This window comes from Mesorhizobium sp. B2-3-14, from assembly GCF_006442175.1.
Classification (GTDB): domain Bacteria; phylum Pseudomonadota; class Alphaproteobacteria; order Rhizobiales; family Rhizobiaceae; genus Mesorhizobium; species Mesorhizobium australicum.
Window position 1 is genome coordinate 1 of the sequence record NZ_VFVP01000003.1, and the last position, 14,812, is coordinate 14,812.

Consider the following 14,812-nt stretch of genomic DNA (forward strand, 5'->3'; position numbering starts at 1 on the left):
GTCGACGCCGAGGTCACGGCCTGGGCCCAAGGTGTTCTTGCCGGCAAGATCGACCAGACGGCGGCCAAGCTTCAGGCGGGAACGACGCCGTAGCGGTTCGTCGCGGAAAGGGCGTAGTCACCAGAGGAGATGCCGCTGGGCTTGGCCTGGCGGCATCGTTTTCCTCCTGGAGCCGTTCCCGTTCAACGACAACGCAGAACCGCTTCTCGCTTCGACCTGATTGTCGGCGAAAAAAGCCGAGCGCGGCTTGTCGACTGGCTGGTGGCCAACAAGACCGGTGGTGAGCGCATCAGGGCGGGCCTGCCGAGAGGCTTGAAATGCGGCGACAAGACCGGGACCGGCGAGCGCGGCAGTACCAATGATGCCGCCGTCATCTGGCCGGCCTCGGGCAATCCGGTTCTGATGTCGATCTATCTGACCGGCACCGAGCAGAGCCTGAACGGCGCGGCTCTGCCGCACCGCCGGTTTCACACACCCGGCCGTTCCGGGTCATGCATCAACGTCTTCCGGCTGAAGCAATCGTTGCGCGAGCACCTCAATACACTCGACCATCTCGACAACCGGCGATATGAAATGGGTGCCGATCTGTTCGCATCCCCTGCGCCTCTCCCGCAGCCAGGGACCGCAGGCGGCCAGCAAGGAGCCGCACTGTTCGGCGTGATCAGCCGGCCGGATTGAAGAGGATGAATTGACGCGTAAAGCCAGCCCGACCATCGCGCTGTTTTCCAAGGCGGGCTCTGGCGCCGCGCTGAACTGCATCGGCATCGCACAGGCCTTGCGCGCCCGGGGCGCCCAGCCTTCATCCACCACGGCGGCAATAAAAGCTTTTGCGAGGCGCTGCGCTTCGGCGTGCCGTCGCTGATCATGCTCTATTGCTGGGACGACAATGCGCAACGCGCCGGAGAGACCGGCGATCATATCGGCCGCGACGGCTGGACCGAAGGGGGATTGAAGAGAGCCATTCTCGGCCTGTTGGCCGATGACGCCACGCCCGCCCGCCTCAGGGACAATTCAGCCGAGATGGCGCTGAAATCCGGAATGGACGTGGCCGCGCAAGCCATTCTCTCCCCGATACGGACATGAACGAAATGCTTGATAAGAACACGAATACCGCAATCAACGACCCCAAGGCCTGGCTCACGCAGCACGGCATCACCGAGGTCGAGTGCCTGGTGCCCGACATGAACGGCGTGTTGCGCGGCAAGGCGCTGCCGACCGCCAAACTCCTCAAGGCGCTGGAAGACCGCGCGCTCTACCTGCCGAGCAGCGCCTTCCTGGTCAGCATCGACGGTCGCTATTCCGGCTCTATCGACGAGGGTTTTGCTTATTCGGACCCCGACATGCGCATGGTGCCCGATCTCTCGACGCTATGCCTGGCGCCGGGTGCGGGGGCGGGCAAGGCCTATGTCTTCGCCGACGCCTTCCACATGGACGGCAGGCCATGGATGGCCTCGCCACGCCATGTGCTGCGCGCCGTGCTCGATCTCTATCGCCAGCGCGGCTGGGGCGCGGTGGTGGCGCCGGAACTTGAATTCTATCTGACCGCACCGAATCCCGATCCGGACAAGCCCCTCACCGCCCCGGTCGGCGCCAATGGCCGCGCCGAGGGTGTGCAGCATCCCTATGACATGGCCGCGCTGGAAGAATTCGAGCCGGTGATCCGGCGCATCTACGACTATTCAGCGGCGGCCGGTCTGCCGCTCGACACGCTGATCCATGAATCGGGTACGGCGCAGCTGGAAATCAACCTGCTGCATGGCGACGCCCTGCCGCTTGCCGACCAGGTGCTTTTATTCAAGCGGTTTACGCGCCAGGCCGCGCAGCAATGCGGCATGCATGCGACCTTCATGGCCAAGCCGATCGCGGCCCAGGCCGGCAACTCGATGCATCTGCACATGTCGGTCGTCGACGAGGCCGGCAATGCGCTTTTCGCCAGCCGCGACGATGCCGACACCGGGATGTTCGGCCACTTCATCGGCGGCTTGCAGAAATACGTTCCGGAAATCATGCCGCTGTTCGCGCCAAACGTGAACTCTTTCCGCCGCATAAGGCCCAACCACAGCGCACCCGCCAATATCGAGTGGTCGCATGACAACCGCTCCTGCGGCCTCCGCGTGCCGGCGGGGGGACGCGCAGCGCGGCGGGTGGAGAACCGGCTGCCTGGGGCGGATTGCAATCCCTATCTGGCGATCGCCGGGTCGCTGCTTGCCGGCTATCTGGGCGTCGAGCAGAAATTGGCGCGCTCGGCCGAGGCGTCGGGCAATGCCTACAAGATCAGGAGCACGCTGCCTAAGACCATGGAGGAGGCGCTGGATCGTTTCGAGGCTTGTGCCCCGGTGCGAGAGCTGCTCGGCGAGGACTTCTTCCAGACCTATCTGCGCGTCAAGAGCGTCGAACTCGACCTATTCCAAAGCGTGGTGACGAGCTGGGAACGCGACCATCTCTTGCTGAAGGTGTGATCATGGCATCTTCAACGGGTTTCAATTCCGGTCTCGACATCGGCAAATCCTACTACGTCGCCACCGCCAATCCGGCGCCGGACCATCCAGCGCTCGTCGGCGATGCCGAAACCGACCTGGTCGTCGTCGGCGGCGGCTGCACCGGGCTGTCGGCCGCCCTTCACGCCGCCGAACGCGGGCTGAAGGTGGTGCTGCTCGAAGGCGGCAAGATCGGCTGGGGCGCATCGGGCCGAAATGGCGGCCAGATGATCCCCGGCCTGCGCAAGGGCGCCAAGGGTCTGGTCAAGCTCTACGGAGCCGAGCGGGCCAAGGTGCTGTTCGACCTCGCTTTCGAGGCGCGCGGCCTGGTGCTCGACATCATCGAACGCAATGCCATCGAGTGCGATCTCAGGCTGACCGGCCATCTGGTCGGCGCGGTCAACGGATCCGACCTCAAGGATCTGGAAGAAGAGGCCAAGTGCCTCGAGAGCGTGATGAAATTCCGCGATGTCGAGATACTCTCGGCGGCGGTGGCTCGGGCCAAGGTCGACACGCCTTATCATGGCGCCATGTATGAGCCGCTCGGCGGCCACATGCATCCGCTCAACTACACGCTTGGGCTTGCCCGAGCGGCTGCCGCGGCCGGCGTGGTCATCCACGAAAACTCGCTGGCCGTGAAGCTGGAGCGCGAACCCTCGATCCGGGTCTCGACGGCAAAGGGATCGGTGCGGGCCAGACATGTCGTGCTGGCGGGCGACGCGCTGCTCAACGGGCTGGAGCCGCGCGTCAACAGTCGCATCATGCCGGTCGGTAACTACATTGTCGCCACCGAGCCGCTGGAGGGCGCGCGCAACGTCATCCCGGCCAATGTCGCGGTGTCCGACACACGCTTCGTCGTCAACTATTACCGGATGTCCGCCGATGGACGCCTGCTGTTCGGCGGCGGCGAGCGCTACACGCCGTCACCGCCGGCCGACATTGCCGGCTTCGTGCGGCCGCACATGGAGAGCACCTTTCCGCAACTCAAGGGCTGCCGCATCGACCATGCCTGGGGCGGGCTGGTGTCGGTAACGACGTCGCGGCTGCCGCATGTCGGGCACTATGGCGAGGTCTATTTCGCGCACGGCTATTCAGGCAAGGGCGTCATCCTGTCGACGCTCTCGGGCAAGCTTTTGGCCGAGGCGATCACCGGCGATGCCTCACGGCTCGACCTGTTCTCGACGCTGACACCAATGCCGTTCCCGGGCGGCACGGCGCTGCGCGGGCCGCTCTATGTGCTGGGCATGCTGTGGTACGCGATGCGGGACCGGATCAAGCATTGAGGGCGCTATTTAGACGCTGGCGGGCCAACGCCAGGGAAGCCTAACAGGCCTCTATCAGACGACAAAGAAATCCTCGACACGCTGTCTGGCCTCAAGCAGCGCAGGCAAGATCTCCCGCTCCATATCCGCGACGGAAAACCGTGCCGACTGGGTCGAGACATTGATCGCCGCGACCGTGCGCCCAGCGCGGTCGCGGATCGGCACGGCGATGGAGCGCAGGCCGAGTTCCAGCTCTTCGTCGACGATGGCGAAGCCATCCATTCTGGCTTTGGCAATGGCCTTTGCCAGCAACGGTCTTTCAACAATTGTCTTCGGCGTCCGCCGCTCGACCGTTGCCTTACGGAAGAAGGCGTCCAATTCCGCCGGTGTCAGCCCCGCCAGCAGCATCCGCCCCATCGAGGTGCAATAAGCGGGTAGCCTGGTGCCGACATCGAGCGATACGCTCAGGATCCGCCGGCCGGGAATGCGGGCGACATAGACGACATCTTGGCCCGACAGGATCGCTGCAGAGCAGGCCTCGTTCAGTTGCGCGGCGACCGCGCGCATGATCGGCGCGGCGAAGCTCCACAGCGAGGCGCCGCCGAGCCAGGTGCGGGCAACGGTCAGCAGGCGCGGGGACAGGGAGAATAGACGCCCGGATTGCGTCGCATAGCCGGTAGCGGTGAGCGTCAGCAGGAATCGCCGGGCGCCGGCACGGGTCAGGCCGGCTTGTTCGGCCATTTCGGTCAGGGTCATGCCGGAGGGATGGCGGGCCAATATCTCCATCACGCCGAGTCCGCGCTCGAGCGAGCCGACGTGATCACGGGAAACGGTCTCGTCGTGCATCTCATCTCTCGGTCCGGGCGATCTCGCTACGATTGACACCCCGGCTCAACGGAGTTTAGAAAGTATCGCATTCAATACATATGTTCGCAATACGAACTTTGCGGACTCTGGGAGTCGCCGCAATGGTCAAGTTCCTGCCGCTCAAACAGGCCGTGGCGGAGAACCTGAACGATGGCGACACCGCTGCCTTTGAAGGCTTCACCCATCTGATCCCGACAGCCGCCGCGCATGAGGCGATCCGCCAGCGGTTTCGCGACCTGACCCTGATCCGCATGACGCCGGACCTGATCTACGACCAGATGATCGGCATGGGCATGGCCAAGAAGATCGTCTTCTCCTATCTCGGCAATCCCGGCGTCGGCCTTTTGCGGCGCGCCCGCGACGCGATCGAGAACGGTTTTCCCCGCTCGATCGCGGTCGAGGAACACAGCCATGCCGGCATGGCCAATGCGTATGAGGCGGGCGCGGCCGGCCTGCCCTGTGCGGTGTTCCGCGGGTATCGCGGCACGGGGCTGGCTGATGTCAATCCGAACATCAAAGCGGTGACCTGTCCGTTCACCGGCGAGATGCTGGCGGCCGTGCCTTCCATCCGGCCCGATGTCACTTTCATCCATGCGCAGAAAGCCGACCGGAAAGGCAACGTGCTGGTCGAAGGCATCATCGGCATCCAGAAGGAAGCGGTATTAGCGGCGAGGCGCGCGGTGGTGACGGTGGAGGAGGTGGTCGACAATTTTGACGATCTTCACCCCAATTTGACCGTGCTGCCGCGCTGGACGATCGCGGCGATCTCGGTGGTGCCCGGCGGTTCGCACCCCTCCTATGCCCATGGCTATTATGCGCGCGACAATGCCGCCTATATCGAATGGGACGAGGTCGCGGCCGACCGCGAGAAATTCCGGGCCTGGATGCAGACAAACGTGATCGAGAAAAGTCCCGACGATTTCGCGGCCCGGGTCTCGCATCTGCGGAACGCGGCATGAGCGACAATCAGCCGGGCTTCACCCCCAACGAGATGATGACGATCGCCGCGAGCCGGGCGCTGAGGAATGACAATGTCTGCTTCGTCGGCATTGGCGCGCCGTCCGCGGCCTGCAACGTCGCGCGGCTGACGCATGCGCCCGACATCACCTTGATCTATGAGAGCGGCACGATCGGTACGGCGCCCGACGTGCTGCCGCTGTCGATCGGCGATGGCGAATTGTGCGAAACCGCCGTCACCACCGTCGCGGTGCCGGAGATGTTCCGCTACTGGCTGCAGGGCGGCCGCATTTCCATCGGATTCCTCGGTGCGGCGCAGCTCGACAAGTTCGGCAACATCAACACCACTGTCATCGGCGAATATTTCCATCCCAAGACCCGACTGCCCGGCGGCGGCGGCGCGCCGGAGATCGCGACGTCGTCGAAAGAGATCTACATCACCATGGCGCAGACCAAGCGCGGCATGGTCGAGAAGATCGACTTTGTCACCTCCTTCGGCCATGGCGAGGGCGGCGATCACCGACAGCGGTTGGGCATCGAGACCGCGGGCCCGACGCTGCTGATCACCGATCTTGCCATCTGGAAGCCCGATCCGGTGACCAAGGAATTCACGGTCGTGTCGCTGCACCCCAAGGTAACCCGTCAGCAGGTGCAGGAGCGCTGTGGCTGGGTTGTTAAGTTCGCCGAGGCGCTTGACGAAACACCCGCGCCAAGCGAACTCGAACTGAAGACATTGCGCGACCTGCAGGCCCGCACCAAGGCGGCGCATGAGGGAACCGGAAAAACAAAGGCTGCATAAAATGGCCGAGGCCTACATCTGCGACTACATCCGCACGCCGATCGGCCGCTTCGGCGGTTCGCTGTCTTCGGTTCGTGCCGACGATCTTGCCGCCATCCCGCTGAAGGCTTTGCTCGAGCGGAATCCCGGGATCGATTGGCAGCGGATCGACGACGTCGTCTATGGCTGCGCCAACCAGGCCGGCGAGGACAACCGCAACGTGGCGCGCATGGCCTTGCTGCTAGCTGGGCTGCCGAAGGAGATACCAGGCTCGACGGTCAATCGTCTGTGCGGCTCGGGCATGGACGCGCTGACCATCGCGGCGCGTGCCATCAAGGCCGGCGAGGCGGAACTGATGATCGCGGGTGGTGTCGAATCGATGAGCCGCGCGCCTTTCGTCATGCCCAAGGCCGACACGGCGTTCTCGCGCAATGCCGAGATCTATGACACCACCATCGGCTGGCGCTTCGTCAACCCGCTGATGAAGAAGCAATACGGCGTCGATTCCATGCCGGAGACCGGCGAGAATGTGGCGGAAGACTTCGCTGTTTCCCGCTCGGACCAAGATGCCTTTGCCGTGCGCAGCCAGGACAAGGCGGTCGCGGCACAAGCCAATGGCCGGCTGGCGAAGGAGATCACCCCGGTGACCATCCCACAGCGCAAGGGCGATGCGGTCACTATCAGCAAGGATGAACATCCTCGCGCCGGCACAACCGTCGAGGCGCTGGCCAAATTGCCGACGCCGTTCCGGCAAGGTGGCACGGTGACGGCCGGCAATGCGTCTGGTGTCAATGACGGCGCTGCGGCGCTCATTGTTGCCTCGGAAGCGGCGGTGAAGACATGCGGGCTGACGCCGATCGCCCGTATTCTTGGCGGGGCCGCCGCCGGGGTCGCGCCGCGCATCATGGGCATCGGTCCGGCGCCGGCGACGCAGAAACTTTGTGCGCGGCTTGGCCTGACGCCGGAACAATTCGATGTCATCGAACTCAACGAAGCCTTTGCCTCGCAAGGCATCGCCGTGCTGCGCCAACTCGGCATTGCCGAGGATGTGCCGCACGTGAACCCGAATGGCGGCGCCATCGCACTTGGCCATCCCCTGGGCATGTCGGGCGCGCGCATCTCCGGCACGGCGGCGCTGGAGCTGCGCGAGCGCGGCGGCCGCTATGCGCTGGCCACCATGTGCATCGGCGTCGGCCAGGGCATTGCCATCGCGCTCGAACGGGCCTGAGCAATCGCTCTTCCTGGCAGGCCAGGAGAGTGGATATGCTCGATCCTGCCAAATTTGACCATGTGGACAAAAGTCCGGACCCGTTCCATAGTTCCCCGTCTGATTTCAGGAACGGCCGGCTCGACACGGCTGTCAAACAGAGGGGCACTTCAATGGAAGACCGGAAGAACAGATCTCATTCGATGCGCGAAGGGCTGTCGCGACGCAACGTGCTGGAGCTGGGCGCGCTTGGCCTGGCCGCGACGATGCTGCCGGGTGCGGCCTTCGCGGCGGGCAAAAAACTGAAGGTGGCGGCGATCTTCGCCACGCCGATCGAGGAACCCTGGGACAACCAGATCCACGTCGCCCTGCAGAAGGCCGAGAAGGAACTGGGCATAGAATATAAATGGTCGGAGAAGGTCCAGACCGCCGACTTCAGCCGCGTCATGCGCGAATATGCGCAGGGCGGCTACCAGCTGGTGCTGGGCGATGCCTTCGCCGCCGAGCGTGAATCGCGCCGCACGGCCAAGCAGTTCCCCAAGACAGCCTGGCTGTTCGGCTCCGGCGCCGGGCCGGCCGAGCCGAATTTCGGCGTGTTCGACAACTGGATCCACGAGCCCGCCTATCTCTCCGGCATGATCGCAGGCAAGATGTCGAAGTCGGGTACGGTCGGCGCGGTGGCGGCGATGGGCATTCCGGAAGTGAACCGGCTGGTCAACGCCTTCTTCGCCGGCGCCAAGGAGGTCAACCCGAACGTCAAGAGGAAGGTCGCCTTCATCGGCTCCTTCTTCGATCCGCCCAAGGCCAAGGAAGCCGCGGTGGCGCAGATCGATGCCGGCGTCGATGTCATCTATGCCGAACGCTTCGGCGTCATCGAGGCGGCGGTGGAAAAGAAGATCTTCGCCATCTCCAACATGTCCGACCAGTCGAGCCTCGGCCCCGACACCGTCATCACCGGTCCGGTCTGGGACATGTATCCGACGGTCGAGCAGGCAATCAAGCTGGTCAAGGCCGGGGTCTACACCGCGCAAGACTATGGCGATTTCTCGCGCATGGCCAAGGGCGGTTCGTATCTGGCGCCCTTCCACAAGTTCGACAAGACTTTGCCCGCCGAGGTCAAGGATCTGGTCGAGAAGAAGAAGGCCGAGATCCTGGAAGGCAATTTCCGGGTGGATGTGGACGAGAATACGCCGGTCTCGGATTGACGCCATGATTGAGGGGCTGGCGCGTGGCGCCCCCCTCTGGCCTGCCGGCCATCTCCCCCCTCAAGGGGGGAGATCAGATGTCACTTCGGCTTTCGCCAATCGCCGACCTTGAAACATAAGCGAAGTCGGCGAAGCTGCCAATCTCCCCACTTGAGGGGGAGATGTCCGGCAGGACAGAGGGGGGTGCAGCGCCGCCCTCCGCAGCTAAGGCCGGATCGGAAAAATCAGGAGCATTCTTGTCCGCCCCTCTCATCGAAATGCGCGGCATCACCAAGACCTTCGGCGCCGTCAAGGCGAACGAGGCTGTGGATCTCAGCGTGGCGCCGGGCGAAATCCTCGGGCTGCTCGGCGAGAACGGCGCCGGCAAGACGACATTGATGAACGTGCTGTTCGGTGCCTACGCGCCGGATGCCGGTGAGATCCTGATCAAGGGCCAGCCAGTCAGGATCACCAGCTCGGCCGATGCGCTGGCCGCGGGCATCGGCATGGTGCATCAGCATTTTCATCTGGCACCACGGCTCACCGTGCTGGAAAATCTGCTCATTGGTATTCCGGGCAAATCGGGACGGATCGACCGCGGCGGCGGGCTGGCGCGGCTTGCCGAAATCAGCAGCCGGCACGGGCTGACGCTCGATCCCAATCTGCCGGTCTCGGCGCTGTCGGTCGGCGAGCAGCAGCGGCTGGAGATCGTCAAGGCGCTGTTTCGCGGTGCCAAGCTCTTGATCCTTGACGAGCCGACGGCGGTGCTGGCACCGAGCGAGGTAGACGGACTGTTTTCGGCCCTGCGCTCGATGGCGGCGCAAGGCCTGGGCATCATCTTCATCTCGCACAAGCTCAACGAGGTGCGGGCGCTGACGCATCGCTGCACCGTGCTGCGGCATGGCCGCGTCGCCGGCCGTGTCGACGATCCGGCCAACACGACGTCGGCTGCAATGGCTGAACTGATGTGCGGCCATGAGATCGTGCCGCCGGCAAGGGGATCGTCGACGCCCGGCGCCGATGTGCTGACGCTCGACGGCATTTCTACCTCGAAGCATTCCGGCACGGCGTTGCGCGATGTGTCGCTTGCGGTTCGTGCCGGCGAAATCCTCGGCATCGCCGGCGTCTCCGGCAATGGCCAGCGGGCGCTGGCGGAGGTGATCTCCGGCGTGCTGGCGCCCGAGACGGGCCGAATGACGATAGCCGGCAAACAGGTGGCAAAATTCTCGCCGCGCGAGGTGCAGGCGCTCGGCCTTGGCCGCATCCCGGAAGATCGCATGACGACGGGGCTGGTCACCAATTTGCCGCTCGCCGATTCAATGGTGCTGCCGCGCATCGGCACTTCAGCCTTCTCCGCCAAGGGCCTGCTCAAGCCGGATGCGATCCGCGCTTTCGCCGAGGAACAGATCAAGGCCTATGACATCAGATGTCCCGGGCCGATGACGCGCGCCGGCGCGCTGTCCGGTGGCAATCTGCAGAAGGCGCTTCTGGCGCGCGAGCTTGCTTTCGATCCGAAGGTGCTGATCGTCTCACAACCGACACGTGGCCTCGACATCGGTGCGGCGCGCTTCATCCATGAAAAATTCCTCGACATGCGCGCCAAGGGCTGCGGCATCATCGTCATCGGCGAGGATCTGGAGGAACTGCTGGTGCTGTGCGACCGCATCGCGGTGATGTATGAGGGCCGCATCGTCGGCACGCTGGACAGTGCCGATGCGACCGTCGCCCGGCTCGGCCTGCTGATGACCGGCGCGGAGGGCCACTGATGTTCCGCCTCGAAGTCCGCACGTCCACGCCCGCCTGGTTCAACCTCGCGCTGCCTTTGCTGGCGATTGTCGCCACGCTCATCCTGTGCAGCGGCCTGATCGCGCTGGCCGGGGCCGGGGTGTTCGAATCCTACGGCGTGATGTTCACGGCCTCGCTTGGCGACAGCTACGCCGTCACCGAAACGCTGGTCCGCGCCGCCCCGATGATCTTTACCGGGCTGGCGGTGGCGGTCGCCTTCCGCGCAAAGTTCTGGAACATCGGCGCGGAAGGGCAATTGCTGGCCGGCGCGGTGGCGAGCTGTTTCGTTGGTGCGATCCCGATGCCCGGACCGCTTGCCATGCTTTTCATGGCGCTGGCGGGGGCGGCCGCGGGCGCGGCGGTCGCGCTGGTGCCTGCGACGCTGCGGGTAAAGTTCAAGGTCGACGATGTCGTGAGCTCCTTGCTGCTCAACTCGGTCATCTATTATGCCCTGATGGCACTGATCGAGGGACCGTGGAAGGACAGCTTCAGCGGCTATCCGATCTCGCCGCCGATCGAGGATTCGGCGAACTTTCCGGTGCTGATCGAAGGCACGCGGCTGCATCTCGGTGTCGTCGCGGCGCTGATCGCGGCGCCGTTGATCTGGTTCCTGATCGTGCGCACGACGCTGGGCTTCCGGATCAGGGTCACCGGCGAAAACCCGGAAGCGGCACGCTATGGCGGCATCCATGTCGAGCGCGTGCTGCTGTCGACGGCGCTGCTGTCGGGCGCGTTGGCGGGGCTGGCCGGCGTCGGCGAGGTCGGCGGCGTGCATTTCCAGGTGATGAGCGATATTTCGCCGGGCTACGGCTATTCCGGCATAGTCGTCGCCATGCTGGCGCGGCTCAACCCGCTCGGCGTCGTGCCGGCGGCGATCTTCCTTGCAGCCGTGATGACCGGCGCCGAGGCGATGTCGCGGGCGACCGGCGTGCCGGCCTTCCTCAGCGACGTCATCCAGGGCACGGCGCTGCTCGCCATGTTGGTGGCGCTGCTGTTCACGGCCTATCGCATCCGCCGCGTCGGAGCCGTCGGATGAGCGCGGTGTTCGAACAGATTTTTCAGGTCGGCTTTCTCGCCGCCATCATCCGCATCGCCACGCCGCTGGCCTTTGCCACGCTCGGGGAGATGTTCTCCGAACGGGCCGGCGTGCTCAATCTCGGCATCGAAGGCATCATGCTGCTTTGCGCCATGACCGGCTTCACCGCCACCAGCCTCAGTGGAAGCCTGTGGCTGGGTGTCCTGGTGGCGGTGCTGACCGGCATGCTGATGGGCGCGCTGCATGCGCTGTTCACGGTGGTTCTCGGCCTCAGCCAGCATGTCTGCGGTATCGGCGTCACCCTGTTCTCGTCGGGGCTGGCCTATTTCCTCTACCGGCTGATCTTCGGCCAGCAATCGGTGCCGCCGAGCATCAAGGGTTTTCAGACGCTGCCGATCCCGGTTCTCTCGGACATTCCCGTGCTGGGTCCTGCGGTGTTCGACCAGTTCGCGCTGGTCTACATGGCCGTCCTGGCCATTCCTCTGGCGGGCTTCATCCTTTACCGCACCCCGTGGGGGCTGTCGGTGCGCATGGTCGGCGAGAACCCGCGCGCCGCGGACTCCGCCGGCGTCAGCGTCATCGCCACGCGCTTCCAGGCCGTCATTCTCGGTGGCGCCCTGATGGGGCTCGCTGGTGCTTTCCTGTCGATGGCGCAGTTCAACGCCTTCACCTTCGGCGTCGTTTCCGGGCGCGGCTGGGTGGCGATCGCACTGGTCGTCTTCGGCCGTTGGGATCCCTGGCGCTCGGCAGGGGCCGCGCTGCTGTTCGCCTTCGTCGATGCCTTGCAATTGCGCATGCAGGCGAGTGGGCTTGGACACATCCCCTATGAGGCGTTCCTGATGCTGCCGTTCATCTTCACCATCGTCGCCATGGCCGTCATGTCGCGCAACGCGGTGGCGCCATCGGCGCTGCTCAAGCCGTTTCGAAGGGAAGAGCGTTAGACGAGTAGGATTTGGTGTCCTTCCTATCCCTCCGGAGCAGGAGAGGAAGGGCGTCAAGCTGTCCCGGAATGAAGAAGCTTGACCTTGGGACGCCTCACATCGATGCCGCCGCGCTCTTCCGATCGGTGGCCGGGGCCTATGCCAACAGCAATTTCACACCAATTTTTGGCCATTTATGAGAAAATAATTCTGCCACTTGCAGAAAAATAGCAATCGACAAAGTCTACAAGTTTTATAGATTAAGCGGCGAGACGGAGGTCGACATGTCCTATTTCCAGAACGCCCAGACCGACAGCAACGGCCAGCGAGTGGCCAATGCGCAGGGCTTTCGCCCGGCCTATGCCGGCGCTTTCGCCTATCTCGTCTTTGCCCTTGCGTTCGTGTTCACCGGGGCAGTCGTGCTGGGCCTTATTCCCTAAGGCGCGGGATCGACAGGGGCTGCTGCCCCACAACTTTCAGGCAATCGGAGTTGAATGAGCCGGATCCCGGGGCGGTTTCGCGCGCCTGAGGATTCGCATTTCACAGCATCGGTGATTCCAGTGATGGAGGAGATGACAATGCCGATCGAATTCACGCATTTACCCGGCAAGACCGCAGACGCGGCGGTTCCCTTTTTCTATGACTTCGCCGAGACCTCGATCAAGCTCGGGCTGATCGAGGACAGCGGTTTCCAGAAGATCGTCGTCGACGATTCGGCCGGGCTGCTGACCAACATGGATCTGGCCTCGCAGGTGCTCAACCGCACCGCTTCGCTGCAAGTGGTGCTCACCCACTGGGCCGGCGTGATCGAACCCACGGTCGCTGCCCGCCAGCTGGCGTCCATCGACAGGGAGAGCGCAGGACGGCTGACGCTCAGGATGATCAGCGAGCCCTTGAACGACGACGATGCCGAGACACGGCCGGTCGGACATGGCGTCGTCTGGCAGCGCATCGACGAATATCTGGTGCTGTTGAAGCGGCTGTGGTCGAACGACCGGCCCTTCGATCACGAAGGCGCTTTCTACAGCATCAAAAGCGGTTATGTGCCGCGCAAGGGCCCGCATGGCGCCGACCTCGTGGTCCGCATGGGCGGGCAATCCGGAACGGCGCTGAAGGTGGCCGGCCGGCATGCCGATGTCTTCGAACTGGCGCCGGGGCCGATCGACGATATCAGGCAATTGATGGAGCGGGCACGTGGCGCCGCGGCCGAACATGGCCGTGCGGGCAAACTGCGCTTCGCGCTTCCGGTCAGGATCCACCAGGGTGTTTCCGCCGCCGGCCACAAGGCGGTCGACCTATCCGGCCCGCCTGCTCAGGCCGCGCTGTCGCTGCTCGCCTATGCCGGGCTCGGGATCGATGAGTTCATGATCGTCGGCGTCGACACGCCGCGCGAGATCGCGACGGCCGGCCGGGAAACATTGGCGCTGCTGCGCAACTCCCTGGCGCGCCGGGAGGCCAGCGAGTTCCAGCCTGGAGCTTATGCGCCTCGCCCAGGATTGGAGACGCGAGCAGCGGGGTGAAGCCCATCAATCGTCTGCTGCTTCAGGCTGTCGCCAAGCCGCGACAGGCCTTCAATGACGGCGTCCGAATCGGCCAGCACGCCGAAGACGCCGTCCTCGACCGTCACCATGTGCAACGCCGCTTCATGCGCTTGTCTGTCGCCGCTGGCGCAGGCGTCCGAAATCGTCAGGCACTGGAAATTGCGGTCACAGGCCTCGCGCAGCGTGGTGTGGACGCAGACATCCGTCGTGCATCCGGAAAACATCAGATGCGTGATGCCTTGCGCCCGCAGCACAAGCTCGAAATCCGTATAGGTGAAGGCGCTGTTGCAGGTCTTGTCGACGATGATGTCGTGCGGCGCGACGTCGATCTCCGGGACGATCTGGAACCCAGCGCCTGAGCGCAGCAGGACGTCGGTGCCGTCGAGGCCGGAACGCTTGCGGCGCCATTTCTCGTAGGGCGTCATGTCCGCCATGTCGGCGCGGTAACCCTGTCTTGTGTGGATGACCGTGACGCCGGCTTTGCGCGCGGCCGCGATCAGGCGGTTCACGGCGGGCAGGATCGCCCGCAGCGGCGAGGGGTCATACCCCTTCCTGGCGAAATAGCCCGATGTCGACAGGAAATCCTGTTGCAGGTCGATGACGACGAGCGCGGTGTTTTCGGCAACCAGCCTGCCGTCATAGGGGTAGTCGAAGGGTGTCGCCTTGATCATCCGGAGCTCCTTGCCGCCGGCTCACCCTAGCGTGTCCGCATCGATGCGGCGACATCGGATGCCGACATCGTGTGGCCCGGGACCGAGATCGCCGGCGCGGATCGGCCGGCTGCGCGGGTGAGGGCCC

General features: G+C 64.4%; 15 protein-coding genes. 13 read left to right on the forward strand and 2 right to left on the reverse strand.

Going from position 1 to position 14,812, the window contains the following annotated elements; translation table 11 throughout:
- Positions 1 to 261: 261 nt before the first annotated feature.
- The 4 genes from FJ950_RS08815 to FJ950_RS08830 all read left to right on the forward strand — a co-directional run bounded on the left by FJ950_RS08815 (position 262) and on the right by FJ950_RS08830 (position 3,760).
- Positions 262 to 678, forward strand: coding sequence for a serine hydrolase (locus tag FJ950_RS08815; RefSeq protein ID WP_246681295.1), 417 nt, complete (start codon positions 262 to 264; stop codon positions 676 to 678).
- A gap of 171 nt (positions 679 to 849) precedes the next feature.
- Positions 850 to 1,083, forward strand: a complete 234-nt coding sequence (locus tag FJ950_RS08820) for a hypothetical protein (RefSeq protein WP_246681296.1) — start codon at positions 850 to 852, stop codon at positions 1,081 to 1,083.
- 5 nt (positions 1,084 to 1,088) lie between these two features.
- A complete protein-coding gene (locus tag FJ950_RS08825) occupies positions 1,089 to 2,459 on the forward strand; it encodes a glutamine synthetase family protein (protein WP_140616880.1) in 1,371 nt (456 codons plus the stop codon).
- Positions 2,460 to 2,461: 2 nt separating this feature from the next.
- Entirely contained in the window at positions 2,462 to 3,760 is a 1,299-nt protein-coding gene (locus tag FJ950_RS08830; protein ID WP_181171129.1) for an FAD-binding oxidoreductase, read from the forward strand.
- 54 nt (positions 3,761 to 3,814) lie between these two features.
- Here the strand turns inward: FJ950_RS08830 and FJ950_RS08835 are convergent, their stop codons facing one another.
- Positions 3,815 to 4,585: an IclR family transcriptional regulator C-terminal domain-containing protein gene (locus FJ950_RS08835; RefSeq protein WP_140616522.1), complete on the reverse strand. Its 771-nt coding sequence runs from the start codon at positions 4,583 to 4,585 to the stop codon at positions 3,815 to 3,817.
- A gap of 122 nt (positions 4,586 to 4,707) precedes the next feature.
- Between FJ950_RS08835 and FJ950_RS08840 the strand changes: the two genes are divergently transcribed.
- The 9 genes from FJ950_RS08840 to FJ950_RS08880 all read left to right on the forward strand — a co-directional run bounded on the left by FJ950_RS08840 (position 4,708) and on the right by FJ950_RS08880 (position 13,993).
- Positions 4,708 to 5,565, forward strand: coding sequence for a CoA transferase subunit A (locus tag FJ950_RS08840; RefSeq protein ID WP_140616523.1), 858 nt, complete (start codon positions 4,708 to 4,710; stop codon positions 5,563 to 5,565).
- Positions 5,562 to 6,362, forward strand: coding sequence for a CoA-transferase subunit beta (locus FJ950_RS08845; protein WP_140616524.1), 801 nt, complete (start codon positions 5,562 to 5,564; stop codon positions 6,360 to 6,362). The genes FJ950_RS08840 and FJ950_RS08845 overlap by 4 nt, the downstream gene beginning before the upstream one ends.
- 1 nt (position 6,363) lies before the next feature.
- Positions 6,364 to 7,569, forward strand: a complete 1,206-nt coding sequence (gene pcaF / locus FJ950_RS08850) for a 3-oxoadipyl-CoA thiolase (RefSeq protein WP_140616525.1) — start codon at positions 6,364 to 6,366, stop codon at positions 7,567 to 7,569.
- 152 nt (positions 7,570 to 7,721) lie between these two features.
- Entirely contained in the window at positions 7,722 to 8,753 is a 1,032-nt protein-coding gene (locus FJ950_RS08855) for a BMP family protein (RefSeq protein WP_140616526.1), read from the forward strand.
- Between the two features lie 236 nt (positions 8,754 to 8,989).
- Entirely contained in the window at positions 8,990 to 10,498 is a 1,509-nt protein-coding gene (locus tag FJ950_RS08860) for an ABC transporter ATP-binding protein (protein WP_140616527.1), read from the forward strand.
- The gene (locus FJ950_RS08865; RefSeq protein ID WP_140616528.1) at positions 10,498 to 11,553 is read left to right on the forward strand and encodes an ABC transporter permease; all 1,056 of its coding nucleotides are present in this window, start codon (positions 10,498 to 10,500) and stop codon (positions 11,551 to 11,553) included. Before FJ950_RS08860 ends, FJ950_RS08865 begins: the two co-directional genes overlap by 1 nt.
- Positions 11,550 to 12,494, forward strand: coding sequence for an ABC transporter permease (locus tag FJ950_RS08870; RefSeq protein ID WP_140616529.1), 945 nt, complete (start codon positions 11,550 to 11,552; stop codon positions 12,492 to 12,494). Before FJ950_RS08865 ends, FJ950_RS08870 begins: the two co-directional genes overlap by 4 nt.
- Before the next feature lie 263 nt (positions 12,495 to 12,757).
- Positions 12,758 to 12,913 carry a hypothetical protein gene (locus FJ950_RS08875; protein ID WP_015315103.1) on the forward strand — a complete coding sequence of 52 codons (156 nt, stop codon included), beginning with the start codon at positions 12,758 to 12,760 and terminating at the stop codon, positions 12,911 to 12,913.
- A gap of 138 nt (positions 12,914 to 13,051) precedes the next feature.
- Positions 13,052 to 13,993, forward strand: coding sequence for an LLM class flavin-dependent oxidoreductase (locus FJ950_RS08880; protein ID WP_140616530.1), 942 nt, complete (start codon positions 13,052 to 13,054; stop codon positions 13,991 to 13,993).
- On the opposite strand, the gene FJ950_RS08885 is transcribed toward FJ950_RS08880, so the two are convergent.
- On the reverse strand, positions 13,951 to 14,685 hold the full coding sequence (locus FJ950_RS08885) for an isochorismatase family cysteine hydrolase (RefSeq protein ID WP_140616531.1): 735 nt from the start codon (positions 14,683 to 14,685) through the stop codon (positions 13,951 to 13,953). The genes FJ950_RS08880 and FJ950_RS08885 overlap by 43 nt on opposite strands.
- Positions 14,686 to 14,812: the final 127 nt, after the last annotated feature.